We start from the raw sequence: 24,685 nt of genomic DNA on the forward strand, positions 1-24,685 counted from the left end.
GTACTATAAGTTGCTAAAAGTATTGGGGTTATTTTCTTATAAAACTAACTAAAAATCCTCGTTCCCAATTCTGATTGGTCTTAAAATACTTATAGAAAACTATGATTGTTTTTTGAGTTTTGTTGCTTTTGCTCAGGTTATACGGTTGCGGTATTTGGTGATTTTTGAAGGATATATGTTTCATTTATTTTAGTTTCTTTAGAATAAACTGGTGCGTTACATAGGCTGTAGCTAATGAAATTAAAAGCCCTACCAATGTTCCCCAATATATCCCAACCGAAGTGTACAACAATCTTATGGCGATTATATAAGACATTACGTTTATAAATCCACTTATTAATAATGCTTTTGCTAATCCTATAGCTATCTTTGCACCACGACTCTTATGTAAAATAATGAGAGTGGAAACAAAAACTGCTGGAAAAGAGGCCAAAATCCCTCCAAATAACGGACTTAAAAATTTGGAAGCCAGAACGGCTGCACCAATAATTATCCCTGCAAAAAGGGCTCTTGCTAAAAGATTTAAACCCTTATATTCGGTTTTTTGTCCTACCACCGATAATGCACTGAATGTTTTCTCAAAGAGAATAGTACTTACTATAAGGACTACTATACAAATACCCAGCCCCCAACTAAAGTTATTAAAGTCTAAGAGGATGATAAGATAAGAGATGCCAAACCATACTAATAATGCTGCTCCCATTGATAACCACAAGCCCTTTTTGGATAGCGCTGCATAGACCAACATAAAAGGGCCGTTTGCAGCGAAGGCTAATGGAACAACAGATGTGGATGCTACGACACTTTCCACTCCCTGACTTAAGCCTATAAAAAATAATGCAATCACTACGTTGTCGATGGAATAGCTAGTTATATCGTTTCCTATAAATCCAATAAAAGTTAGTATTATTTTCTATACTAGTGTAAATTAGTACCAATTAATCTAAAACGTGTTAAGCTTGGTGTACCTATACTTAAACTGATATAATTAAATAGTAATGGGAAATAGTTTCATCAAATGGAAAACACTGGTACGATGGTGCGCTATACTTTATGGGGTTTATTCGTTTTTCTTGCTTATCGAAGTGCTGGATTTTCTATCGTTACTTCATACGAAAACTCCAAATCAAACACCTACTTATACACTTATAAACGTAGTGTATGTTATTATAGAAATGATTATCTGTTTGGTAATGACTTTTTATTATGCCGTATTGCCTTTACCCACATTTTCGAAGTCGTATAGAAAAACCTTATATGGTGGACTGTTAGTTTTGGTGTTCCGAATTGTAATGGTGTATTACTTGTACATTTATACAACTCCCGAATATAGATGGGTCCCCTACATTTATAAAACTGCTAATGCACTTAGTGATTTTATGCGAATTGTATTTTTGCCTTTACCGATTATTATGGGGGTAATCGCTTCTTGGTTTTGGTGGAAGAATAGGAAAAATCTACATCCGTAATTAGTTATAAAAAATCACGAATTATAAGTGTAGTCTTTAATGGATCACGACTTATTCCATCTTTTTATAGACTATTTTATAATCGGCTTCTGTATTGGTGCTGTAACCACTTAAAATCAAGGTCTCATTTTCAATTTTTAATTTTTCACAGCGTTGCTCTTCGGTTAAACTAAGGATGATCGTGTTCTTATCAACCTCTTTTATATTATTCACCTGGAAAGGGCATTTATTTGAAATTTCGAATGCTTTGAATGTTGGTGGCTCCACTACTCCTTCTTCTGTGAATTTAACTTCTTGTCCGCTAATTTCCATCATTCGATAAGGATATTCCGATTCTTTCCATTTCCCCTGAATATTTTTAACCACCTCATCTTTATTGAGTGGTGAAGAGAAATTTGCTTCGTCACCTGTTTGTTCGATTGCTGACTCATTTTTAGGGGATTGATGCTCATCAGACGTTTTAGTTGCATCTTTACAAGCGAAAACACATACTAAGAGTAATCCTAAAAGAAACTGTTTTTTATTCATAGCTTGGCTTATAAGTTGTTTTAAATAATAGATCCAACGAAACCATTCGACTTCACTCCACGTGAAATGTTCCAATAAAAATAGTCAAATAAAACTCCTGTAGATCACCAAAATTGTTATTGTTTTCTAAATAGAAAAGCAGGTTCATGTATAGAAACAAGTGGCAACAATTGATTGCCAAATTTTTTAATCTTTTCCAAACCATCCCATATGAGTGTTTTTAAAATTGTCTTCATATTTTAGTCCATAACCAAAAATCCGATCCATTGCAGAATGACCGAATAAGATAACACCGGCCAGGCTTAGCGGTGGTTGATTCCATAAAAACCCCAATAACAGAAGGCTAATTCCTAAAAATTTATGATGAAACAGGTTATAAATCCGAGCGCCTATTTTGGGATTTATCAGGTAGCCCAACATCGACAAATCAGGTAAGAGTAAACAGGCAGGGAACACCCACCAGGCATAATCCAGTTGATTAAACAAGAGAAGGGAAAGTAAAAACTGCCCTACTTCTTCAAGCTTTATAAGATTGCTCATTTTTATCATCCTTGCTACATTTAGTTGTTGAGATCAAAGGTCTTCAACTTAAATTCAGCAGCTCTTGATAAAAATCAAGAATTTTCATTTTGGCGTTTTCGTATTCTACTGAGTGTTTCAGCGGTCATCCCAAGCAAGGAAGCAATGTATTGCAACGGCACTTGATTAAATAATTTTTTATTTTGCTGAAAATACAACTCATATCTTTCTTCTGCGGTCATTGATAAATGAGAAAAAATCCGGTCTTCCATCATCATAAAGCACTTCATTATCAATTGTTTTTCAATCTCATTCCATTTAGGAAATTTCTGGCAAAGTTTAAGGTAATTGGTCTTGGTAATGCTTAGTAATTCGGTTTCTGTAAGGGCCTGTATGGCCCACCGATTGGGCTGATTAAAAAAGAAGCCCATTACTTCTGTGAGTAGAAAGTTTTGGGTAGAAATCCATTGGGTGATTTCCTTGCCGTCAGATAAAGTATAAACTCTAAGAATGCCAGATTTTACAAAACTCAATTTGTCACAAGTTTTATCGGTCTGGGTAAAAAATTCATTTTTCTGAAGTTTTTCTTCCTGAAAATAGGGGCGGATAAAGGCTACTTCCCGGTTTGATAATTGCCCAAAATGTTCTTTTATTAAGGTTTCGAAGTTTTTCACAATCTATTTTTTGTATGCAACGCAAGGTGAGGTTTATGTTATTTCTTTATGTTTTTTAGCCCAGTTTCAAGTTCATTAATTACTGGTTTCAACTGATAACCAATGTGTGTTAATTCATATTCAACACAGGGCGGAACTTCAGCATAAATTTTACGGGTTAAAACTCTATTTTCCTCTAATTTTTTAGTTCTAACGTAAGCATTCTTTCTGTTCTTTCTCAATGCTTTTTAGTTTTTTGAATGTTATTCTTGTTCTCCAGGCTTAAAATTATTTATTGTTTATCGTAATTTATTATAGCGGGTATTTTCGTCATTCCCTTTCGATACTTAGTTTGTGTAGAAAAATCAGCTGCTAAAATTATTTATTCAATTCAAGTAGGTTATAATTTTCCTAAGCTGAAGATCGATCGTGATCTAATCAAATTGCCTTTTAAATTGGAAAGAGAAAAAGAACTTATGTGCCAATAATTTTCCTTCTGTGCCTTCTACCCCATTCTGTCAGATTATCGATAATTGTTCCTAATTTTTTTCCATGTTTGGTAAGTTGATAATGTATGCTTACAGGGTGCGTATCTAAAACTGTTCGTGTTATCAACTGATTGATCTCTAGCTCCTTTAATTCCTTACTCAACATTTTGTTGGATATACCATCTACATCATTCAGAATATCTGAAAACCTTCTTTTGTTATAAAAACAAATGGATGATAGCACCTTTATTTTCCACTTTCCCTGTAGCACATCCATCGTGTCTTGAACGGCCATTATTTCTTCTTTGAATTCGTTTTGGTTGAATTCTTCGCATTCCATTATAAGTTACTCTGTCACTTCAAATTTAGCAGGAATTACAGTATTGGAAAAAGCAATTATTGAAAGTGAAATTAAAATAGATATTCTTTTCTTGATTTGGTTCCATTGAACAAGTAGCGCAAGTCGATTTTGATACACAATTCAACACCAATGTAAAAGGAAGTTTCTTTACGTTACAAAAATTACTCCCTCATATTAAAAATGGGGAAACAATACTATTCACATCATCAACTGTAGCAACAGCTGCGAATGTTGGATCAAGCATATATTCTACCACTAAAGGAGCTCTTAATAAAATTGCCCAAATTGCAGCAAACGAGCTATCTGACAGGAATATTAGGGTAAATATCATGAGTCCCGGACCTTTTCAAACAAAAATTCTTGACAGTGCGGTTCCTACTGAAGAAGCAAAGGACTATGTAGCTTCGGCAACAGCTTTGAAAAGGGTGGGCAATCCTGATGAAATTGCAAAAGCGGTATTATTCCTGGCTTCTGATGAAGCAAGTTTTATTACTGGTACAGAATTATTAGTTGACGGTGGCTACACCACCTTTGCAAGAAAATAAAATAGTGGATTGGCACAGATATCTATTGAAATAAAGTGTACCTGTGCTTTTTAATTAATTGCTGAATGATCTAAAAACCAATGCTATAGTTTAGTAACGCCAAAATGTAGCTGTTAATGGAATAGAGCGGTAATGTGATGAGATACATTTTATACAAAGATTTAGCTATACTATATTCAATGAAATCCCTTTACAATTGTGCCAAATAGGATAATCTTTCAACTACCCTTTAAATTATTTTTAAATAACGTAAAATACTATTTACTTTTATATGTGTATTTGTAAAATATATTTAACGTTATGCCCAGAAGCAGTATTATATTATTACCTAAGAATAAGAAGCTTTTACAAGCTGTAGGAGAAAATATTAAGTTAGCGCGCTTACGCAGGAAACTAACGATGGATCAGGTTTCTGAACGAGCTGGGATTTCCCGTCCCACACTTTCTTCCCTAGAGAAAGGAAGTCCTTCAATTTCTTTAGGTATTATTCTCCAGGTTTTATTAGTATTAGGATTGGAGAAGGATATATTGCTTTTGGCTGACGATGATATATTGGGCAGAAAAATACAGGATGCCGATCTAACCGTAAAGGAACGCGGTCCCAAAAACACCAAAAAATAATGGCATTGGGACGAAAAGAAATATTTGTATATGCACATTGGGATGGAATGGAAGCTTCATTCTTAATGGGGAGTTTATTTGCAACACCCTCTAGAGGGAAAGAAATATTTTCCTTTGAATATGATAAAGGGTGGTTACAATCGGATTATGCCCAAATCATAGATCCAGATTTAAAATTATTCGAAGGAGCCCAGTACCTGACTGATGAGAAATCCAATTTCGGTATTTTCTTGGATTCCTCACCTGATCGATGGGGTCGAGTTCTAATGATGCGTAAAGAGGCTGCTAAAGCTAGGAAAGAAGAACGCCGGCCTAACACTTTAATGGAATCGGATTACCTACTCGGAGTTTATGATAATAACAGAATGGGAGGACTTCGTTTTAAAACAACGTCCGATGGTGCATTTTTAGATGATGATGAAGCGATGGCCGAACCACCTTTTGCTGCACTTCGGGATCTTGAATTTGCCAGCTTACAACTAGAAAAAGAAGATGCCTCAGAAAATCCGGAATACCTAAAATGGCTTAATATGCTAATGGCACCAGGATCTTCTTTGGGAGGTGCAAGACCCAAGGCAAACATTCGGGATACCGAAGGAAGTTTATGGATTGCTAAATTCCCAAGTCAAAATGATCGTCAGGATATGGGCGCTTGGGAAATGCTTGCCTATCGGCTTGCCATTCAATCTGGTATTGAAATGGCACCGTCAAGGGTAGAAAAATTTTCGCATCATCAACATACATTTCTAACACAACGATTTGATCGTAACAACAATGGCACCCGAACGCACTTTGCCTCTGCAATGACCTTATTAGGATATACTGATGGAACGGACTATCAAGATGGGGTTAGTTATTTGGAGCTTGTGGAATTTTTGATGCAGAATGGGGCTAATGTTGATAACGATCTAAAAAAATTATGGAGCCGCATTGTTTTTAATATAGCCATATCAAATACCGACGATCATCTTCGCAATCACGGATTCCTTTTGAGGGATTCGGGTTGGATACTTTCGCCAGCTTATGATATCAATCCAACCCCGAACGGTACTGGCTTGAAACTTAATATTTCAGAAACCGATAATGCGTTGGATTTTGACCTTGTACGAGAAGTAGCTCCATATTTTCGGTTAAAAGAAAAAGAGGCCGATGCTATTATCAATACAATTGGTCAGAATGTAGCCCAATGGGAACAAATAGCGACGAATCTAGGTATTCCAAGAAACGAAATGGAATTAATGAAAAATGCATTTAAGTATTAAAATAGTTCATCCATACTATTTCTTGCTACAAAATAATATCATTTGAAATCAAGGGAAATGTCAAATTGAAAATGTGGTGATTCTGTACTATATGAAATAAAAAAAGGCTTCACATTTCTGTGAAGCCTTGTCATTGCTAGTAGCGGGAACTGGACTCGAACCAGTGACCTTCGGGTTATGAGTTTTCAACCCTCACCCTTCAAAAGCGCCTAAAACACCTGTTTTTCAATGATTTATGATTGGTGTAATTTTTTTTAATATTAAAAAATAAGGCTTGAAACTAATAAATGTTGTACCTATGTTGTACCCATAATTTACTATATTTATAATTCAATGTATTTATTATGGCAACCATTAGAGCAGTTTTACGTAAAAAAAAGAACTCAGAAAATAAATTTCCGATAGCAATTAGGATCACAAAAGACAGAAAAAGTACGTTTCTGGGTACCGGTCAATATATTGAAGAAAAATACTGGGATAAAACAAATAGGTGTGTGAGGAAAAAACATCCTAATGCCAATTACATCAACAATTTTATTATATCGAAAATTGCCGAAGCAAATAAGAAAGTTCTCGAAGCTGAAAGCAGTGAAGAATACCAAAACGTTAGATCCATAAAAAGGAAAATCACACAGAATAAAAAAGTCGATTTTTTTGAAATTGCAGATAAGCATCTGGAAAATTTAAAAAACAGGAATCGACATCATCAATATGATACTGAGGTAGGTCGCTTAAAAAAGCTAAAAAAATTTATAGAGAAAAACGAATTAGGTTTTAATGAGATAACTGTTTCACTTCTTAAAAAATTTGAAGCCTATTTACTTCATAATAAAAAGCGTTCACCGCGTACGGTAGTGAACTATCTGATTTTAATACGAACTATTTACAATCTTGCCATATCTGAATCTTTAGTTGACAGAGGTATGTATCCCTTCGGAAAAGGAAAAATTCAGATCAAAATTCCAGAAACCCAGAAAATTGGTTTAAACCTTAAAGAGATACAACGCCTGGAAAATGCCGCCGATCTGACAGAACCTCAGCAAAAAGCCGTGCATGTATGGCTTATCAGTTTTTATTTTGCCGGGATCAGGGTAGGTGATGTATTAAAATTAAAATGGTCAGATTTTAATGATGGAAGGTTAATGTACCGAATGAACAAAAACAGTAAATTGGTAACCCTTAAAACACCAGAAAAGGCTGAGGCTATATTCAAACAGTATCGAAAGAAAGATTCCCTACAGGATTTAATTTTTGATTATCTCAAAGACACAGACCTATCAGATACCCATAGAGTTTCTATTAGAACCCAAAGTGTAAACAGAAACCTAAACCGGCTCCTAAAAAGGGTGGCATCAAAACTAAAGATCAAGAAAAAAATGAGCATGCACATTGCGCGGCACAGCTTTGGGAATATTTCTGGGGATAAAATCCCAATTCAAATGCTGCAAAAGCTTTACCGTCATTCATCGGTGACTACCACCATAAATTATCAAGCGAATTTTATTCATAAGGAAGCTGATGATGCATTGGATAGTGTAATCAATTTTTAAATTTAGGTGATGGCAATTACCTAAATTTTTTGAAAGGTGCCGGTGACCTCAGTAGTATCTTTCCATTTCCAAGAATATCTTCTGCAAATACAGATGCGGGAGAGATTAATTTCAGGGTTATTAAAGATATATTCAGTAATGGATTAACAGAAAATCTGCTAATTATGTCCGTCAATTTTTTTAAATATTTCTGGCATTGACTCTTCATCAATTGCTTTCATATCTATTAATTTCAGAGATTTTACCATTCTCTGGGTATTGGTTTTATAATATTGAAAATGCGGTGCTTCCAAATGAGACTCGTATGCTTTTTTATCAGCATAAATTTCTAAAATCCTTATTTGGTTAGGGTTTTCCGTTTGATACATGGGGAAAATTGAAACGACCCCGGGCTCCACCCTAACAGAGGCCTCAGCTTCTTCTTTCAAAATTTCCTTATATTCCTCTATGTACTCAGGATAAATTTCTAATTCTGCTATTCTGATGAGCATTTCCTTAGAGCTGAAGGCATCTTTACTTACATTATTTTCTTTGCAAGATGAAAAACATAGTATGATTGTTAAGAAAGCAAGCTGGATTTTTAATGACTTCATAACTCCCATTTTTATTTATTATATCTCCCTTAGATTTCTATATTCTCACTGGTTAAAAACCAATTTAGAAAAAATTAAGTTTCCCAGCTTGTAATATACAGTTATTTAAAAGTCCTTTATATTTGAATTCAAGTTGAAGATAGCGGTTAAGGAGTGGCCAACACCTTGCAGATGATGGGGGCGACTTGCGGCTGATAAAGACGGCGTTATCTAATATTAATCTGCAAATAAGTCCCGTATGAGGCGGGGCTTATTTTATCCAGCGCTGAGGCGAGAGTTTCTAGCATATTATATATCTTACCAAGGTACATAAGTGAACCACCCGGAAAAGGAAATTCAGTAATTAAAACTTTACACGATTCTTTATGGTTTTTCAAGTGTTAGGCAAGATTTTATTGCTCTGGTTCTCTCGGCCTTTTTAGTGAAGACTATAATGTATATCTCCCTTCATAATTTTTGGTATGTTTGTGACCTCTGAGCTGCTATAAATAATTGATACTAAAAATTTGCATATACATTCGTCCGTACCACCAACAGGAAGGCTTACTTCCTAGTATCATTCTTTTTCATTCGCAAGTCAGTTATTTTCCACAATTGATAGTCCATTTTATACATAGATTTAAATGCTAAACATATTTCCGAAATCATTTTACTGAAATCCTCGTCAGGCTTCCATTTAACTTTGAAGTTTCCAATATCTATGTCATTATGTTTTTCTGTATGCGATAAAAAGAATTTTCTAAACATTAAGAACAATGTATCTTTGTAAGTATGAAATAATTCAGGATATTTTCTTTGCACATCGATTGAGAAAAATGAATTTTCCTCATACTCAAATCCACTGAATTTTTTTAGCTTAAAAAGTTCTAGCCAAAAAGAATCGCTCATATTTTTCAGGTTATCAGCATGAAGAAATGATGTTGTTAAGTAAATCCCTTCTAAATCAGTTGCTAAATAATAAGTGCCGCCAGTCTTTTTTGATTCAATTATTAATGATGGTCCATATAAATTCACGTACATTTTACTTGTATCAAAGTCATCTTTAAAATTTCCATATTCTATAGCCAAATCAGCAATTTCCCCAAGTATGCCAGAAGTTTCGTAAGTCAAATTTGTTAACTCTTCCTCACTTTGGTTCTCCATATCAAATAAAGAGTTCCTTTGCCGGTTCAAAACTTCAATCCAGCGGTCGAAATTCTTAAAATCACCTTTAATTATATTATTTAATCGATTATTCATTGAATATTAAATTGGTTAGGAGTAATTAATATTAGTGCGTTAATAAACTTAACATCCTGTCATTTACTGACTCAAGTTGGTTGGATTGAATGCGAATACCAAATATGCTCCGTTTACCGTTATTATAATTCCTAATAATATGGGACATTAAGTTCATCTTTTAGAGAAAGAATTTCATCTTCTATTTCTCGAATTTCTTTTCTAAGAATATTGATATTTTCCTTACGTTTATCGCATTCTTCTTCTAAGGTTGCAATTTTTTCAAGTTTAGAATTGTGATTATCAATTAAAAATTTATTCCTCTCAATTTCCTCAAATAAATATTGCTGATAACCCTCTACATAGCTACCATATTCATCCTCGGACAAATATTCCCACTTTTTACTTTTTTTTGAAATAAGATATTTCTTCAATGTCTCAAATGAAAAATTGAAATAAAAATTATCAAGGAAATCTACGAGGTCTATAGACAAAGTAGGCTTTTTGATTCGTGATAATTTTTTCTTCTTATCATCATCTATAGAGTTCGAAAAGAATGGTTCAATAAAATACTCTTTATCACCAACGGTCGCTACAATGTCAATTCTAACCTTCCCCAGCTCGGTATTATACTCCTTTTCGGTTTCTATTCCTTCTATTGCTAAATTTTTACTATCAGTTAGATTTGCTGTATCCGTCCGAGCCAGTGTTTTTAGAAGTTATGGATTCTGGTCATTTCTAGTAGAGATATATTCCCCATCATTCCCTTCCTTATCTATCCCTGCCATCTATAAAACTCTACTGGGTTTCAAAGCTCTGAATAAAGCTAAGAATACCTAAAAGGATTATTCCTTTGTTCTCCCGATCCATATTGATTAGTACTGGTCTGTTATTATATCTGAAGAGCACAGCTGTCCACAAGGATTTAGATTGGAGATTCTGCAATGTATCTGTATAAATCTTTTCTCTGGATTCTTCGGGTTCTCCTTCACTATAATCAAGCATATGCTTATTACCCCTTTGAAGCTTTTCGAACTGGGCCTGGGTCACTTTCCTTTTGGGAAGATTTTCGTTTGATCCAAAATACTCCCATATTAAAAAATAAATTTTCATTATTTCTTCCAACTCCTGCGGGGAAACATCTGCTCTGTAACCTAGAAGAACGGTTAGGAAGAAAGGTTGATGTTTAAATATTTCCTCACAAATCCTATTTACATACTGCGCATCTAAAGTGTCTATTTTTCTGATCAGACCGGCTAATTCAGAAGTTTCACTATTGTCCTTTTCATTATAAGTCACTTTCTTCATAATTATATTTTAGTATAGGATTCTTGTGGTATCTCTCAAGGGAAGCTTGCTAAGCTTTTTGATAGCCGGGCAATAACTCCTCCAGTTTTTGGATGCTATGATTAGGTATTCTTTGCAGAGTATCCTCTAACCACTGTTGGGGATTCACACCCTGCATTTTACAACTCCCAAAGAAGGAATATAACATAGCCGCATTTTGCGCAGCCTTGTGAGAGCCTGCAAACAAGAAATTTTTTCGGCCGAGAGCCAATGGACGAATAGCATTCTCAATAAGGTTGTTATCCAATTCGATCCTGCCATCTTCAAAGATCACCTCGAACTTAGGATATTGATTTATAAAATACGTCATGGCTTTCCCCATCGCACTTTTAGGTAACACCTTAAACTGTTCTTCCTGGATCCAGGTTTTGATCTGTTGCAGTAGCGGCAGCACCTTTTGTAATCTTAGTTCCTTTCGCATCTCTGCATCCCCGGCTGCTGCTTCTTTGATCGCTCGTTCCTCCCTATAAATTTCACTAAATATCGCTAGTGCTTTTTCTGCCCTTGCTTGATCCTGGTCCCGGGCATCCACAAATTTTCGCCTGGCATGCACCAGGCAACCGGCCATAGTAATATCCGGATCTAACCCGATTTTATCATATACCGTGTAACCATCGCATTGAACGTACCCTTTATACCCATCAAGGAGTTCCTTGGGACCATGTTGCCCGCGTCCTTTGCGGTAATTAAAGAGCACCAGTTTTTGCAAGGGGTCGTGATAGACCCATTGATAGCCTTGATGTGTGCTGCCTTTTTTATCACTATCCAGCACCTTTATCGGGTCGAGTAGACAAGGGGAATTTCACCCCAAGTCTCTCACAGCACCGTACGTGATAGTCTCCCATCATACGGCGCTTCCAGATTAACGGTACAATTAGTAAGGTTTTATATCTAAGACAGGTTTCCAATGCTCAAACAATTGTGGGTTAGTCTTGTACACATTTTTTAGCCATTTTCGAGCTTGCACTCTACTGCGCTTTCTGTACCTCCTAATCCATCTAACTATTTTCCTGTTTAACCAATACCATAGTCCACGGGTTGTCCATTTCGAATACTTGCAAAAATATTGATACCAGCCCCTTATCATAGGGTTGATTATCTGTGCCAGTTCTTGGATGGATCCCCGAAACTTTCTATTGACAACCTTCTTAAGTCTTCGCCTTGCTTCTTTCTTTGAGGCGTGGCTCATTACTGGAAAGTAAGTCAGTTTCCAACCATTTTTGGTTGGTCGTCTGAGGGGGCGGAACGTGTAACCGAGAAAATCAAAACTTGTATTCTTGTGACTTTCGCTGTGCACGTGATTCTTGCAATACACAATGTGAGTTTTCTCACTATTGAGTTCCAACTTACAAGCTTTCATCCGTTTAGAAACAGCCTCTCTAATGAAATATGCTTGTTTCTCTGATGTGCAATGTATGATGGCATCGTCGCAATATCGTTCGAAAGGCATATTGGAGTGATGGATTTGCATCCATTTATCGAATGCAAAGTGAAGAAATATATTGGCAAGTAGCGGACTAATGACGCCGCCTTGAGGAGTACCTTTTATTCTATCGGTGATTTCACCTTCTCTGGATACTCCTGTTTTCAACCACCTTCCAATATACATCAACACCCATTTCTCTTTTGTATACCTTTCTACTGCCTTCATCAGTAGGGTATGGTCAATGTTATCAAAGAATCCACGAATATCAAGGTCTACCACCCAACTGTAATAACCACATCTGGACACTGTTTTCTCCAGTGCCTGATGCGCACTTTTCCTGGGTCTGTATCCATAACTATTCTGATGAAAACTGCTTTCCACCTTGGGTTCTAAGTAACTTTTAATCACCTGTTGCGCAATGCGATCCGATACCGTAGGAATTCCGAGACTGCGAAAGCCTCCTGTTTTCTTGGTTATACGAACTTCCTTTACAACAGGCGGAAAATAACTGCCTGAGGTCATACGGTTCCAGATTTTATACAAATTTCCAGAGAGGTTCTCCCTAAAATTCTGTAAACTCTGTCCATCGACTCCGGCACTGCCCTTTTTGGACTTTACTTTCTTGTACGCATCCAATACCATTTTCTTGGTTATTGGATGTTGTTTTGTTTCATAATAATCAATCATCCTTCTTTCAAAGTTGTGTCTTACATAAAACTAATCTGGCTAAGCCCTTCCCTCCATCTCCATTACAGAGACTTCTGCAGTACTACGGCTTAGTCCGCCTCTGTACAGTTCATTGGTTTTCTGCCTCACGGGGTTTCCGCTTGTGCATTTCCCTTACCATCCCTGTACAAATTCCCTTGTTCCGTTAGATCGCCTATTTCAGTGTCCTGCCACCTCTGTACCGCCTGTCACTTAGTCAACTTCAGGTTACTGCCACTAAGTTTTATTCTCGGAGAAGAAACACAATTCTCCGATTTCGACAGAATCTGGCGATATCGGTACTTTAACTTAACCAGTGATTCACTTTCGTTCAGCTCACTGAAATTCACCTGACGAGTATTCTCTCGCCTTTTCCTTGTCGCTCAGCACCTCATTCTTTCGAAATAAAGCACCACAAGGTGGTTTGTAGGGTCTGTCTGTCAACCCCTACGGTGGGTCTACCACCATCAATCTAACAGCCTGCGGCATTACTTTAGGCCGCTTCAAGGCACACACTTTCATCCGCCTGGATGTACCCGTCTTCAAGGATTTTTTGCTTCAAGGTATTATAAAGAGGTTCCAACAGCTGGCAACAACTCGCCATCCAGTCACTTAAAGTACTGGAGGCCGGTTCCCACCCAAACTCTCGTTTAAAGCGCTGGATCTGACGATAGAATGGCAGGTGATCAATATATTTACTCACCAGGATATAGGCCAGTAAGCAGGCCTCGGCAATAGATTTTTCGATAGGACGCGTGGGTAGTGGTGCGATTAGTACCCCTTGCTGGTCTTTCCTGGCATATTTAGGACGAATGGTACGTCTTTTAACCAGGCTGGCCGGGGTATATTCCAGGGTTTCACTAACTTCCTCGCCAATTTTTTTCAGCGTGCTTACATCTTCTTCTGGTTCAAGAATGACTTCCCGCACCGGAAGGTGTTCCGGCAAACTACCACGTCCCGGGTGTTTTTGTTTTTCCCGGGTATAGGTGATCGTTTCTTTAGGTGCAGCTATTTGCCCCGGTTCATCTTGTTTTTCAGAAAAAAGCGATAGTTGCTGTTCCAGGATTTCTGGGATAAAACGTTCCGATTTAAAACCCTGGATCAGTTTATAGAGCTGCCCGAGTTGCACTTCCAAAGCGGAAATTTTCTCCTTAAAGAATTCATTGGACTCTCGAAGTTGCTCGTTTTCTTTTTGTAGCTCCTGGTAGGTCATCGGGTAGCTAAAATACAACCCTTGTTAAAAATATACCAGCATTTATTGGGCTTTTTTATAGCGTTTTCTCCGGGTAATATTAGTGATGGCTACCCCGTCTATGAGCATTACCAGTTGGGTGTAATCCAGCTGGAGTCCTCCCACGGATGCATCGTAATCGGGCAACTCAAAAGTACCACGCTCCAGGCGTTTATAATATAACACAAAGCCCCCGGACTGCCAGTGCAGCAACTTGACTTTATTGCGCGCTTTATTGATAAAGATATAGACCGAACCATCCTGGGGACTATGACCTAATTCTCCAAGCACCAAACCACATAGCCCGTCAAAACTCTTACGCATATCGGTACCAGGAAGATATAACTGGTAATTCAGGGAACTGCTTAAGGCAAACATTACAGGGGAATTTCAATTTCTACGCCATTACCTAAACGGATGTGCATACTCCTGGAGGATGTCGGTGTGGTAGAAGGGTCGGCCGATAAGGAAACAAAATTGCTTTTAGCGGGTTTTGTAACTTGCTCCCTGGGAAATTTCTGGATCCAATAGGATAGCTTGCCTTTGCTGATTCCATGGGCACGGGCAAAAGCGGATTGATTTTGATCTGATTCATAAAAGCTGGTGACCAGCTTACGCATTTCTGAGGTAGAAGATCGAGTCATTTTTAAGTATATTTAGACTGCTAAATTATAACCTACACGGTTCTCAGAAAAGATGCACTTAGACGGACGCATACGATTTGCTTTTAATCCTTTTTTAAATTCTCCCTGAAATGAGTAAGGTATATTTGTATCTAGTATCGCATTAAAATCGAGTTGAAATTTTTGCCTATGTTTTTCGGGAAGGTCATCAATTAAGAGTTCAGGTATATCCAATTCTCCAATTTGTTTAAAAACCTCTTTTGTTAACCAGTGTATATAAGACTCTAAATTGCCGGAGCACTCAGTATTGGGTTTATGTCTGAAATGTGGATTTCGGTGATTAATAATAGCTATAAAATTATCCTTACACACAGGACAAATTAATTTCAACCTATTATCCTTCGTAACCTTCTCTATTGGAACATTTTTTTTGTTGGCTTGGTTAAATGCAACGGGATATTTTATGCTGTATTTATACAAGTAGTACTTTTATTCTTAGAACTTATTTATTTTTCTTATAAACGGCAAGGACTACTTTTCCTAAAGGGGTGGTATAATATTTTTGTAGCTTGCTTGTTGGCTTGTCCTTAATTGTTCTTCCTAGAAGTTTATTTTCAAACAATGATTCAATATGGGTTTTAAAATTTTTTGTTTGGTTTGAAATATTCAAATTATCCTCCAAAATTTCTTCAGTTGGGTTTACATTTTCCGGAAAAAAGCCCTCCAAATTATGTTTGTTAATTAATTCCACCAATTTATTATAATCTACATCTTGGTTACCATCATAGTTACTGTCTTGGTTACCTGCAAAAACATTAAAACACGGCAAATTCAAACTTAACTAACTATTAAATATTCGAGGGGTATACATACTCCTGAATAAATTTTTTAGCAACCTATATTTATAAATTCAAAAAATACTTATCTACCCAAAGCGGCACTTCTTCAGTTTGAAAAGTAACTTTCTTGCCCTGATAAACATCGAGTATTAATTTCGAGGTATTTTCACTATTATCAAAAATAAATGACCGGTAAGAATTTTCTATTGCTTCCGGCAGTAGCTCAAGACTTCTGTAATATCGTTGTTCTGTTTTCTCGGGAGGCACATTATGACCACCGCTCTTCACACGCTCTTCAACCCTCGCTTTATTAATTTCTACATTCTCTGTACATATAAAATATAAGTAGTTCTTATAACCTAATTCCTTGGCTTTCTTAAGTGTTTCTATTTTAGAAGGATGTGACATTACCGTTTCAAATGTAATTTTTTGACCAGCCTGAATTAATTCGGTTCTTAAAAAATCCGTAAGAATTGAAGCCTCATAAGAATGTGTGGCATTATTAGGGTTAGATATTATACCATTTTGGCAATTAAGGTCTATGTTATAACCCTGGGAAGAAGCTTTCTGGAAAAGAGAATGATTTTGAAGAAATTTATTAAATTTTAGTCCGTGGGATTCACTAAGATTAAATGCCTTTAAGGACAACTGGTTCCGGTTGCGCAAGAGATACTCAATCTCATCGGCATTAAGATAAATACCCAGACTAAATTGCGAACGTATTTTATTAAAAATGGTACTTTTTCCGGAGCCATTAGGGCCTGCAAACATTCGCAATCTTTTGCTGGCCATAATAAATTAAGGTATGGTAATTGTCTTTCCTTTTTGTACTGACTTTCGAGGTGCTAAGGTTTGAATAACTTCAAAACTTCCATCCTTTTGTTTGCGAATCACTTTACCATCTTCTACTTCGATAATACTCTCTGAAATCGCTACAGCCTTATGATAAGCCTCATTTGTAGCACTAGCAGCAATCGCTCCTATAAAGGAAAGATCTCTATCATCTTCCAACACTTTAAATCTCCTATTTTTTACGCCAGGTTTTAAAGCTGCCTTTCTTAATTTGTATTTTCTATTATTTTCCATTTGCACTAAGAAACTAAGTTATAAACTTACTATTTTTCGGGGATTTATGCAAACAAACTACTTTTGTAAGCTAAAAATTCTAGTGATTTAGATTAGAAGGGATTTACTAGCTTAAGCACTTTTTCTCTGGTTTCTAAAAATTACACTTTTTACACAATACCCGTTTTTTCCGATGAACCGACTTAAGTTGGCAGTAGTTTTTTATCTCATAATTGATGGTGTGTAATCAACCTTTTCAAGGTCAAATTCCCAGTATTTTCCAAAATTTTCTTTTTTTTCGGTCAAATTTCTTAGTAAATCTCTAAATAACTTTTTTTCTTCTTTATTTCTTTCTAATTCACTTGGTAAATCCGTCATTACGAATTGTTGATATCCCTTTTTAGTGATTTTTATTTCATCTAAATGAAATGTATTTAGCATAGCTTATAAGAATCTATATCTTCCATTTCGAGTATCATAGTCATCTGAACTTACTATTACTTGTCCATTCTGTTTTCGAAAAAAGTTAAGTTTCATCGGTTTCCCATATGATAATCTAGAATTCCAAATGTTGAAGGTTTTTCTGAAGAATGATTAAATTCGCTTAATAAATAATCACATTCTTGATCTGGACTTGCAACAAAAAACTGGACAAATAGTTGAATGACTACGCTGCTAGTTTAAGGTTATACATGTCTAATTCAAATTCTCTTATAGTTCTATTTCCTAAAAAGGAATGTCTTCTTCTATTATTATACCAAGTTTCTATCCATCCAAAGATGGATAACTCCGCTTCAGATCTCAACTTATAATTGTGCCTATAAACCCATTCTACCTTTAATGATTTAAAGAACGATTCAGCAATGGCATTATCCCAGCAATTACCTTTTCTGCTCATAGATTGGTTTACTAAGCCATTGTAACTTTTAATTAATGAGGTAAACTTATGGCTGGCATATTGTATACCTCGGTCGGAATGAAAAATTAAAGACTGGGTTAAAGTAGTTTTCTTTATAGCCATATGCCAAGCCTTAATAATAGTGTCTTCTGTACTTAGATTATCGCTTAGAGCCCATCCAACAACTTTGCGGTTAAACAAATCAATAATGACAGTAAGGTATAACCAGCCCTGTTTGGTTTTGATATAGGTTATATCGCTTACCCAAACTTGATCCTGTCGGCTTACTTCAAAGTTTTGGTTTAATAAATTAGGAGCTATGGGGTAATTATGTTGACTATATGTGGTTGCTTTAAACTTACGTTTTCGTTTTGCAAACAAATAATTAGCACTCATAATACGTGCAACTCTAGGCTTTGATATTTTATAGCCTAATGTCTCTAGTTCTGTTTTTATTCTAGGTGAACCATAGCTTTGAAAGCTATCTTTAAATATAGATTTAATAAGCCCAGTTACCTTTTGATTTTCTAACCATAATTTACTTGGTCCCGATTGTAACCAATGGTAATAGCCACTTTTGCTTACTTTCAATATTTTACACATCGTCTCGACAGGAAATCTCATAAGGTGTTGTTTTATAAACCTGTATTTTTCTTGTCGCTCGCGGAGAAGATGCTGATGGCCTTTTTTAAGATGTCTCGTTCTAACTCGGCTTCTTTTAATGCCTTTTTTAATCGGGCTATCTCTTTTTCTTCATCGGTCATTTTAGGATTACCACGGCCAGGGAAACTGTTGTTACCGTAATCTTTTAACTCTCTACGCCAACGGTAAAGTACAGATGGAAATATATCCAAGTCTTCACATACTTGTTTTACATTGCCTTTAGCATAACTTAACTCGACTGCTTTTTGTTTAAATTCTAAGGTGTAATGTTTAGATTTTCTTCTCATAATTGCTAAGGTAATAACTAGCAAAAATATTCTCTCAACTTAGTGTCCGGTCTAATGTAGTAATTCCAAATTATTATGCTCACATTCAAGAAGACCATCAAATGAGTCTGAGTAATTGCCAAAACTGTAAGATATATTATTCTTTTCAGCGATTAATATGGGATCGACTTGCCCATTTGGAAAGTAGTAATCAGCAATACCACTAGCCAATTCATTAAGTTCTTCAACATCGCTACGTGAAAGGAATTCATTTTTTCTTGGCATTTCTCTTGTCCTTATTCATTTGCTGTCTATCTTTCTCAGATATTTTTTTACCATCTCTTGCCGCCATAGCTAAGTTTTTTGAAGCCTTGTTTTCAGATTTCTCAATGGATATAACCTTAGCAGAAGATTTATTTCCAGAAATAATATCTGCTATGTCAGGCCACCTTTTTGGAGTTACATACCCATCACTAAATTTTTTTTCAAATGCCTTAATTTCATCTGAATTTTTAGGTGTAGAATATCCGTGCTTTCTCAAGAGCTTTCCAATGTCTTTTTTATTAGATGTCATTTTCTATAAGTTTAGAGTTTATCCTTCAACATACTCTCGATTTTCTTTTTTGACCTTGATATGATTTGTCTGATGTTTTGCCAAGTAGTTTCAAAAGTCTTTTCCATTAGGATTATTTTTTCCTTTGTCATTCTTTTTTCATCATCATAAAGCAAAAAGTACATACGTACAATATCTGCTTTTTTACCAGAAAATTCGGCTAAACAATCATCTATCAAGTTACGTTTTTCTTCCAGCTCTTTATCCAACTGATTGAATTCCTCTTCACTTACAAACCATTTCCACTCACTGTCTTCATCATCAATAATTGTTGATTCAGTCTCTCGAACAGATTTAATTTTCTTTAATTCCTCCATCAACTTATAATGAGCAATAGTGGCTAAATACGCTTTAAAACCATCTTCTTGGGTGGAGTGTTTCTTTTTGTCATACTCCCAATCTAAAGGAGAATCCCATATCTTAATAAATACTTCTGAGGTTACTGTTAATGCAAGTTCTTCTCTTTGCAGTGTGAATCCAATATGCTGGTACGTTACATTGTAAACAAATTTTCTGAAATGCTCATATAATATTGATATTGATTTTTTGGCTTCAGAAGGAGAGTCTTCCTTCACAGCAATTTCTAATAATTGGGTTTCTATGTCCATAAACACCTTCAATATTATATGATAAGAGTGTGACAAAATTTTACGTGTCACACATTGTTCATATAACTATATAAATCAAATTATTAATACGTTCATTAGGAGATCAAATATATAGAAAACTCCAAAGGACATAAAATTAAAATTATGGCAACTAATCCACCAAAAGACAATTCCAGAAAAGGTGCTGTGAGAGACCGTTCACAGACCTACAACCCAAAAACTGATTCTTGGGTAAAACGTGATTCAAACACGGGTAGGTTTATGGATGGAAAAACCTCAAGCAACAAACCTTTTAAAGGAGTAAGAAAAGAAAAGTAAGCTTATTCCCCAGAGCTTGATGTTGGGGTAGTGTTCAATTAAACAATTCTTTTATGAATTCTATAAATTTTGCAGAAGGTAGGCTAAGTGTTTGCCATAAGAACAATTGTGTTAATGTTCGAGGCGATGTAGCTAAAGCTATAACCTTTGGACTTGCTACATTAATTGTCATTGGTAGTATAGCTAAAGTTCTTGAACAGCCCAACTAAGTAATTATGGTGGCTCTCATTAAAGTCAGCCACCATAATTATAGCATCGCCATAGTCCACAAAGCAAATTGTCGTTGACAACATCCCAAAGAAGACCATTTAAAATATAAAAACATGACTGAATCCTACAAAAAAGAAATTAATGAAATACTCGAAATTCTGGGTGAGAACTTGGATATTACAGAGAATCAATACAATGCAGCAGTAGAAAGCTACGAAGCGGTTGGTGATTGGCTATCTAAGGAAGGTTCCTTCCTTTTTCCTTACTCGCCAAGAATAATCCCTCAAGGATCTTTTATGCTCGGAACTATTATTAAGCCAATATGTGAAGATGACGACATTGATATCGACCTTGTGTGTAAACTAAACGGAAAGCCTGCCCATTGGACCCAAAAGCATTTAAAAGAAGCTGTTGGTGATAGGCTTAAAGAGCATTCTGTGTATAAAAATATGCTGGAAAGTCAAGATGGTGGCCAAAGGTGCTGGACACTTGAATATTCAGACCAAGCAAATTATCATATGGATATTCTTCCATCCATTGCCGATAAGAATTTTACAGTCTTACTTAACGAAGCTTTCAATAATCATCAACAATTGGATACAAACAAATTGGCCATCCGAATAACAGATAAAGAGAACATTTTCTACTCAATAATGACCGAGACTGAATGGTGGCTAAAAAGCAATCCTTTTGGGTATGCAAAATGGTTTTTTCAAAGAGCAATATACAGTTCAAAACGAATGTTTGCCCTGAGCGAATCCGTCGACCCAGTTCGTCCGTTTCAAAAGGAAAAAATGCCGTTACAGCGTGTAGTTCAACTTTTAAAAAGACACAGAGATATAATGTTTTCCTCAGATGAGTATGACAGTGAAAACAAACCTATTTCTATTATCATAACTACTCTTGCGAGTAGAGCTTATGATAAAGGTGAAAATATTGCCGATGCTTACATAAACATTGTTAGTAGATTGCGGAGTTATATTGAAACAAAACTAAATCCTAAAACAGGTCAACAAGAAAGATGGGTAAGCAACCCAGTTAATGAAGCAGAAAATTTTGCTGATAAATGGGCATTAGTTGCTCAAAAAGAAGAATACTTTTATGCCTGGCTTGATAAATTGGAAGAGGATTTATCTGCGATTAAGTATGGTGAAAATAAGGGACTACATATTTTAAATGAATCATTTTCGGCGCAGTACGGAAATCAGGTAGTAAAGAGAACTTTTGCTGAGTATGGCGAAAAAAATAGGATTCTACGTGAGAAAGGAAATAGAAAAATGGCAATAGGTACTGGTCTTTTAGGCAGTGTTGGTAAGCCAATTCCTAATCATAATTTTGAAGGGAATATTTAAAGATGAGAAGTCAATATTTTAAAACCAATAGCAAGAGAAAGCTTAAAGGGATACTTTCTTCAGAACAGCTAAAAAAGATTAAAATAGATTTCCCAGATTCACAATTGGTCAAAAATTCTTGGGACAGCTTTCAAATCATAATAGAGATTCAACCTACGGCTATTAGCGAAAAGTACCAAATTCTCGTTAACTACGAAAAGAATAGGTCTATTAGAGTGTTTGTGATTGAGAAGGATTTAAAAATTGCTTCAAACAGAACCAAGCTACCTCACGTCTATAATAGTAAACAACAACAGTTGTGTTTGTTTTCCCCCAGTAAAAAAGAGTGGAATGGATTTACTTATATTGTGGATACGGTAATTCCTTGGGCAAGTGAATGGCTTTATTATTACGAATTATGGCTACCAGAAGGGCAATGGTATGGTGGTGGTCATAATGAATACCCTAATGAAGATTATACAAACATTATAAGAGATGAAAAATAAAAAGTTTAAAATACTTTCCATAGATGGTGGTGGAGTAAAGGGTGTATTTCCAGCAATGTTCTTAATGCTACTTGAGGATGAACTAAAAAATCGCTCGGATGGTAAATTCCAGATTTATCAGCATTTTGATTTGATTACAGGGACTTCGACTGGTGGAATTATAGCAATTGCGTTAGCACTTGGCATTCCCGCTAAGGAAATTTATAATCTTTATTTAGATAATGCCAAAGGGATATTTGGCAAAAAGAAGTCTTTCTGGTTTGGACAAATTCGTAATTCTGCACACGAAAGAGAATTTTTAGAAAAGTTGGTGCGCAATAAATTTAAGGAAATAAATGATGGCGTAGAACCAAGGCTTGATGATTGTAAAACAGATGTTTGCATCCCCATATACGATTTGATCCAGGGCAATCCAAGTGTTCTCAAAACAAAATACCATCCCGCATTTGAGCGAGACTACCATATTCCTGCATACCAGGCTGCAATGGCAACATCTGCCGCACCCACCTATTTTAATCCTTACACATCCGAATATGTAGATTTGAAAGGGACAAAGAGAATTTTCTCAAACAAAGTAGATGGCGGTGTGATGGCAAATAATCCAACTTTGGTAGCTTTCTTAGAAGCAATTAAAGCTTTTAAAGTTGAAATGTCTCAATTGGAAATACTGTCGTTAGGTACTGGTCATAAAAAATTTACTGATGGTAATTCTCGGAAAAGATGGGGGCTTTACTACTGGATGAGAAAAGACAAACGTCAACGGCTAATAGATTTATTTATGCAAAGTCAATCACAACTCGTTGCAAATTATATCAGTCTTTTATATCAAGGAATCGATAAGTCGGAAAAGGATAATCCTAATTTTATTTACGATCGAATAGATGTTTTGCTCAACGAAGATAATTTTATTGATATGGATGAGAGTGACCCAACAAAAATTAAAAATTTTGCCGAATTAGCTTCAATTGCATTTCAGCATAATAGAAGTTCAATCTTGCAAAAACATTTTTACTAATAATAAACCTCACAACTAATCACTTTTTGCGGTAAATCAAGAATTCTGCAATAAGCTGTTTAAATATCTTTTTAGTTGTTTTAAAAACTTCTTTAAATAATTTCTTCATTGTACATTTTTTAGAGTAGTTAATAAGATTAGACTAATATGCTTCGGATGTGCTTGGATAAAAGAATTTTCATCCCGATTGCTCATAAGGCCCAATTCCAAGGAGCACCAACTGTTTCCTGAAACACTTGAAAATTAAAAAACTTCACACCCCTACTTTCAAAGCCTAAATGCTTTCTAATTTGGTTTTGTAATTGATAGACAAACCAAGTAGACTCATTTGAATTTCTAGATTCGTATTTTTCAACATACACCTAAATCCCTCTTGCAGTGGGATTATGAGAATGATTGCAGTGCAAAGAAATAAACAAATCAGCATTCAGTGCCTTTGCCAGTTTAGTACAATCGGATAAGGAAATAAGCGTATCGCTATACCGGATCAAATAAATATCCACTGGTTTTTATGACTTTTCGTTGAGCCTTAAAGCTCCAAGGTTATATCCAGTACCACATCTGTTTATTTAATGCGATTTATTCCGATGGCACCAGATTCTTTTCCCCTGTGTCCAACATCAATAACAATTCGTTTTCTGGTTGCCGGTTCTTGTCAAAATTGATGCACATATTCAGGAACAAAATCACAAAATTGATGTTTTTGTCCCCTCCTCCCCTTTCCACATTTCAAGTTATCAACACCCCATTTTCAAAATTTCATAGCATTTAGTGCTAAATGAAACCATTGAAAATCAACTAACTACAAATAATATTTTATCCACAATTTATTGATTTTCAATAATTTAAGTCATTAAATTTCTAATTTTCTCATAACGAAATCGAATCAAAAATTTAAAATTTTCCGTTATGAAAAAATCAATCTTCCTGGCAACTTTTTTATCGTTGCTTTCCACTTCACTTTTTGCGCAAATCGGCGGGATCGAAGATTCTGTGGCTGATATTTCCGATACTATAAGGAATATATTTCCAATTATACTTGGAATCATCTTTTTGGTCGGCTTTCTTTTTAATGCCGGCCACTTCTTTGGGGAAAACTCCGATCTCAAAAAGGGAATTACCCGCGTCCTGGTCTTTGTACTTATAGCAGGAGCCGTGGTAGGCATCTTCACTTATTTGATCAGCATTGTAGTTTAATTCTTAAAAGGTAAAAT

34 protein-coding genes are annotated in these 24,685 nt (G+C 35.7%); 10 read left to right on the forward strand and 24 right to left on the reverse strand.

Features of this window, described 5'->3' with window-relative positions:
• Window positions 1-184: 184 nt before the first annotated feature.
• On the reverse strand, window positions 185-847 hold the full coding sequence (locus ZPR_RS18750; RefSeq protein WP_013073350.1) for a hypothetical protein: 663 nt from the start codon (window positions 845-847) through the stop codon (window positions 185-187).
• A gap of 151 nt (window positions 848-998) precedes the next feature.
• On the opposite strand from ZPR_RS18750, the gene ZPR_RS18755 reads away from it, so the two are divergent.
• Window positions 999-1,469, forward strand: a complete 471-nt coding sequence (locus tag ZPR_RS18755) for a hypothetical protein (protein WP_013073351.1) — start codon at window positions 999-1,001, stop codon at window positions 1,467-1,469.
• Between the two features lie 51 nt (window positions 1,470-1,520).
• Here the strand turns inward: ZPR_RS18755 and ZPR_RS18760 are convergent, their stop codons facing one another.
• The 5 genes from ZPR_RS18760 to ZPR_RS18775 form a co-directional block, all read right to left on the reverse strand.
• Window positions 1,521-1,997 (reverse strand): hypothetical protein, encoded by a 477-nt coding sequence (locus ZPR_RS18760; RefSeq protein ID WP_013073352.1) that lies wholly within the window; start codon window positions 1,995-1,997, stop codon window positions 1,521-1,523.
• Between the two features lie 186 nt (window positions 1,998-2,183).
• On the reverse strand, window positions 2,184-2,537 hold the full coding sequence (locus ZPR_RS18765; protein ID WP_041580112.1) for a DUF4260 domain-containing protein: 354 nt from the start codon (window positions 2,535-2,537) through the stop codon (window positions 2,184-2,186).
• A 74-nt stretch (window positions 2,538-2,611) separates the two neighbouring features.
• Window positions 2,612-3,190 (reverse strand): Crp/Fnr family transcriptional regulator, encoded by a 579-nt coding sequence (locus ZPR_RS18770; RefSeq protein ID WP_013073354.1) that lies wholly within the window; start codon window positions 3,188-3,190, stop codon window positions 2,612-2,614.
• A gap of 38 nt (window positions 3,191-3,228) precedes the next feature.
• On the reverse strand, window positions 3,229-3,411 hold the full coding sequence (locus ZPR_RS23110; RefSeq protein ID WP_013073355.1) for a winged helix-turn-helix transcriptional regulator: 183 nt from the start codon (window positions 3,409-3,411) through the stop codon (window positions 3,229-3,231).
• 232 nt (window positions 3,412-3,643) lie between these two features.
• Window positions 3,644-3,952: a winged helix-turn-helix transcriptional regulator gene (locus ZPR_RS18775; RefSeq protein ID WP_233421323.1), complete on the reverse strand. Its 309-nt coding sequence runs from the start codon at window positions 3,950-3,952 to the stop codon at window positions 3,644-3,646.
• A gap of 149 nt (window positions 3,953-4,101) precedes the next feature.
• Between ZPR_RS18775 and ZPR_RS23115 the strand changes: the two genes are divergently transcribed.
• From ZPR_RS23115 to ZPR_RS18795, 4 genes are all read left to right on the forward strand, one after another.
• Window positions 4,102-4,563 (forward strand): SDR family NAD(P)-dependent oxidoreductase, encoded by a 462-nt coding sequence (locus ZPR_RS23115; protein WP_233421438.1) that lies wholly within the window; start codon window positions 4,102-4,104, stop codon window positions 4,561-4,563.
• A gap of 300 nt (window positions 4,564-4,863) precedes the next feature.
• On the forward strand, window positions 4,864-5,184 hold the full coding sequence (locus tag ZPR_RS18785; protein WP_041579121.1) for a helix-turn-helix domain-containing protein: 321 nt from the start codon (window positions 4,864-4,866) through the stop codon (window positions 5,182-5,184).
• Window positions 5,184-6,446 (forward strand): type II toxin-antitoxin system HipA family toxin, encoded by a 1,263-nt coding sequence (locus tag ZPR_RS18790; protein ID WP_013073362.1) that lies wholly within the window; start codon window positions 5,184-5,186, stop codon window positions 6,444-6,446. Before ZPR_RS18785 ends, ZPR_RS18790 begins: the two co-directional genes overlap by 1 nt.
• A 344-nt stretch (window positions 6,447-6,790) precedes the next feature.
• Window positions 6,791-7,996, forward strand: a complete 1,206-nt coding sequence (locus tag ZPR_RS18795) for a site-specific integrase (RefSeq protein WP_013073363.1) — start codon at window positions 6,791-6,793, stop codon at window positions 7,994-7,996.
• A 158-nt stretch (window positions 7,997-8,154) separates the two neighbouring features.
• Here ZPR_RS18795 and ZPR_RS18800 read toward each other — a convergent pair whose 3' ends face one another.
• The 17 genes from ZPR_RS18800 to ZPR_RS18890 form a co-directional block, all read right to left on the reverse strand.
• Window positions 8,155-8,589, reverse strand: a complete 435-nt coding sequence (locus ZPR_RS18800) for a putative quinol monooxygenase (protein WP_041580114.1) — start codon at window positions 8,587-8,589, stop codon at window positions 8,155-8,157.
• Window positions 8,590-9,132: 543 nt separating this feature from the next.
• The gene (locus tag ZPR_RS18805; RefSeq protein WP_013073366.1) at window positions 9,133-9,828 is read right to left on the reverse strand and encodes a hypothetical protein; all 696 of its coding nucleotides are present in this window, start codon (window positions 9,826-9,828) and stop codon (window positions 9,133-9,135) included.
• 131 nt (window positions 9,829-9,959) lie between these two features.
• Window positions 9,960-10,241 (reverse strand): hypothetical protein, encoded by a 282-nt coding sequence (locus tag ZPR_RS18810; RefSeq protein WP_013073367.1) that lies wholly within the window; start codon window positions 10,239-10,241, stop codon window positions 9,960-9,962.
• A 364-nt stretch (window positions 10,242-10,605) separates the two neighbouring features.
• The gene (locus ZPR_RS18815; protein WP_013073368.1) at window positions 10,606-11,115 is read right to left on the reverse strand and encodes a hypothetical protein; all 510 of its coding nucleotides are present in this window, start codon (window positions 11,113-11,115) and stop codon (window positions 10,606-10,608) included.
• Window positions 11,116-11,164: 49 nt separating this feature from the next.
• On the reverse strand, window positions 11,165-11,926 hold the full coding sequence (tnpC, locus tag ZPR_RS18820) for an IS66 family transposase (protein WP_013073369.1): 762 nt from the start codon (window positions 11,924-11,926) through the stop codon (window positions 11,165-11,167).
• A 102-nt stretch (window positions 11,927-12,028) separates the two neighbouring features.
• Entirely contained in the window at window positions 12,029-13,267 is a 1,239-nt protein-coding gene (gene ltrA, locus ZPR_RS18825; RefSeq protein WP_013073370.1) for a group II intron reverse transcriptase/maturase, read from the reverse strand.
• A 511-nt stretch (window positions 13,268-13,778) separates the two neighbouring features.
• Window positions 13,779-14,498 carry an IS66 family transposase gene (locus ZPR_RS18830; RefSeq protein ID WP_013073371.1) on the reverse strand — a complete coding sequence of 240 codons (720 nt, stop codon included), beginning with the start codon at window positions 14,496-14,498 and terminating at the stop codon, window positions 13,779-13,781.
• 42 nt (window positions 14,499-14,540) lie between these two features.
• On the reverse strand, window positions 14,541-14,894 hold the full coding sequence (gene tnpB, locus ZPR_RS18835; protein WP_013073372.1) for an IS66 family insertion sequence element accessory protein TnpB: 354 nt from the start codon (window positions 14,892-14,894) through the stop codon (window positions 14,541-14,543).
• Entirely contained in the window at window positions 14,894-15,160 is a 267-nt protein-coding gene (tnpA, locus tag ZPR_RS18840; protein ID WP_013073373.1) for an IS66 family insertion sequence element accessory protein TnpA, read from the reverse strand. Before tnpA ends, tnpB begins: the two co-directional genes overlap by 1 nt.
• Window positions 15,161-15,172: 12 nt before the next feature.
• A complete protein-coding gene (locus tag ZPR_RS18845; RefSeq protein WP_041579123.1) occupies window positions 15,173-15,619 on the reverse strand; it encodes a competence protein CoiA family protein in 447 nt (148 codons plus the stop codon).
• Window positions 15,620-15,641: 22 nt separating this feature from the next.
• The gene (locus ZPR_RS18850) at window positions 15,642-15,974 is read right to left on the reverse strand and encodes a hypothetical protein (protein WP_103294481.1); all 333 of its coding nucleotides are present in this window, start codon (window positions 15,972-15,974) and stop codon (window positions 15,642-15,644) included.
• Between the two features lie 67 nt (window positions 15,975-16,041).
• Window positions 16,042-16,770 (reverse strand): ATPase, encoded by a 729-nt coding sequence (locus ZPR_RS18855; protein ID WP_013073376.1) that lies wholly within the window; start codon window positions 16,768-16,770, stop codon window positions 16,042-16,044.
• A 6-nt stretch (window positions 16,771-16,776) separates the two neighbouring features.
• The gene (locus ZPR_RS18860) at window positions 16,777-17,064 is read right to left on the reverse strand and encodes a hypothetical protein (protein ID WP_013073377.1); all 288 of its coding nucleotides are present in this window, start codon (window positions 17,062-17,064) and stop codon (window positions 16,777-16,779) included.
• 201 nt (window positions 17,065-17,265) lie between these two features.
• Window positions 17,266-17,484 (reverse strand): hypothetical protein, encoded by a 219-nt coding sequence (locus ZPR_RS18865; protein ID WP_013073378.1) that lies wholly within the window; start codon window positions 17,482-17,484, stop codon window positions 17,266-17,268.
• A 226-nt stretch (window positions 17,485-17,710) separates the two neighbouring features.
• Window positions 17,711-18,915, reverse strand: a protein-coding gene (locus tag ZPR_RS18870) for an IS3 family transposase (RefSeq protein WP_086026153.1) whose coding sequence is annotated in 2 segments (ribosomal slippage) — window positions 17,711-18,636 and window positions 18,636-18,915 — 1,206 coding nt in all. Because the reading frame shifts where the segments join, the coding sequence is not laid out codon by codon here.
• 223 nt (window positions 18,916-19,138) lie between these two features.
• Complete coding sequence (locus ZPR_RS18885) at window positions 19,139-19,444, reverse strand: hypothetical protein (RefSeq protein WP_013073379.1); 306 nt, start codon at window positions 19,442-19,444, stop codon at window positions 19,139-19,141.
• A gap of 11 nt (window positions 19,445-19,455) precedes the next feature.
• On the reverse strand, window positions 19,456-20,091 hold the full coding sequence (locus ZPR_RS18890) for a sigma-70 family RNA polymerase sigma factor (protein ID WP_013073380.1): 636 nt from the start codon (window positions 20,089-20,091) through the stop codon (window positions 19,456-19,458).
• Window positions 20,092-20,235: 144 nt separating this feature from the next.
• On the opposite strand from ZPR_RS18890, the gene ZPR_RS23490 reads away from it, so the two are divergent.
• The 4 genes from ZPR_RS23490 to ZPR_RS18905 all read left to right on the forward strand — a co-directional run bounded on the left by ZPR_RS23490 (window position 20,236) and on the right by ZPR_RS18905 (window position 23,471).
• Window positions 20,236-20,409 carry a hypothetical protein gene (locus ZPR_RS23490; protein ID WP_013073381.1) on the forward strand — a complete coding sequence of 58 codons (174 nt, stop codon included), beginning with the start codon at window positions 20,236-20,238 and terminating at the stop codon, window positions 20,407-20,409.
• Between the two features lie 323 nt (window positions 20,410-20,732).
• A complete protein-coding gene (locus ZPR_RS18895; protein WP_013073382.1) occupies window positions 20,733-21,971 on the forward strand; it encodes a nucleotidyltransferase domain-containing protein in 1,239 nt (412 codons plus the stop codon).
• 2 nt (window positions 21,972-21,973) lie between these two features.
• Entirely contained in the window at window positions 21,974-22,456 is a 483-nt protein-coding gene (locus ZPR_RS18900; protein WP_013073383.1) for a type II CBASS E2 protein, read from the forward strand.
• Window positions 22,446-23,471, forward strand: coding sequence for a CBASS cGAMP-activated phospholipase (locus tag ZPR_RS18905; RefSeq protein WP_013073384.1), 1,026 nt, complete (start codon window positions 22,446-22,448; stop codon window positions 23,469-23,471). The genes ZPR_RS18900 and ZPR_RS18905 overlap by 11 nt, the downstream gene beginning before the upstream one ends.
• A 362-nt stretch (window positions 23,472-23,833) precedes the next feature.
• Here ZPR_RS18905 and ZPR_RS23785 read toward each other — a convergent pair whose 3' ends face one another.
• A complete protein-coding gene (locus ZPR_RS23785) occupies window positions 23,834-23,974 on the reverse strand; it encodes an N-acetylmuramoyl-L-alanine amidase family protein (protein ID WP_229792169.1) in 141 nt (46 codons plus the stop codon).
• A 406-nt stretch (window positions 23,975-24,380) separates the two neighbouring features.
• On the opposite strand from ZPR_RS23785, the gene ZPR_RS18915 reads away from it, so the two are divergent.
• Complete coding sequence (locus ZPR_RS18915) at window positions 24,381-24,668, forward strand: hypothetical protein (protein ID WP_013073387.1); 288 nt, start codon at window positions 24,381-24,383, stop codon at window positions 24,666-24,668.
• The last annotated feature ends 17 nt before the right edge of the window (window positions 24,669-24,685 follow it).

The organism is Zunongwangia profunda SM-A87 (assembly GCF_000023465.1).
GTDB classification, from domain to species: Bacteria; Bacteroidota; Bacteroidia; order Flavobacteriales; family Flavobacteriaceae; genus Zunongwangia; species Zunongwangia profunda.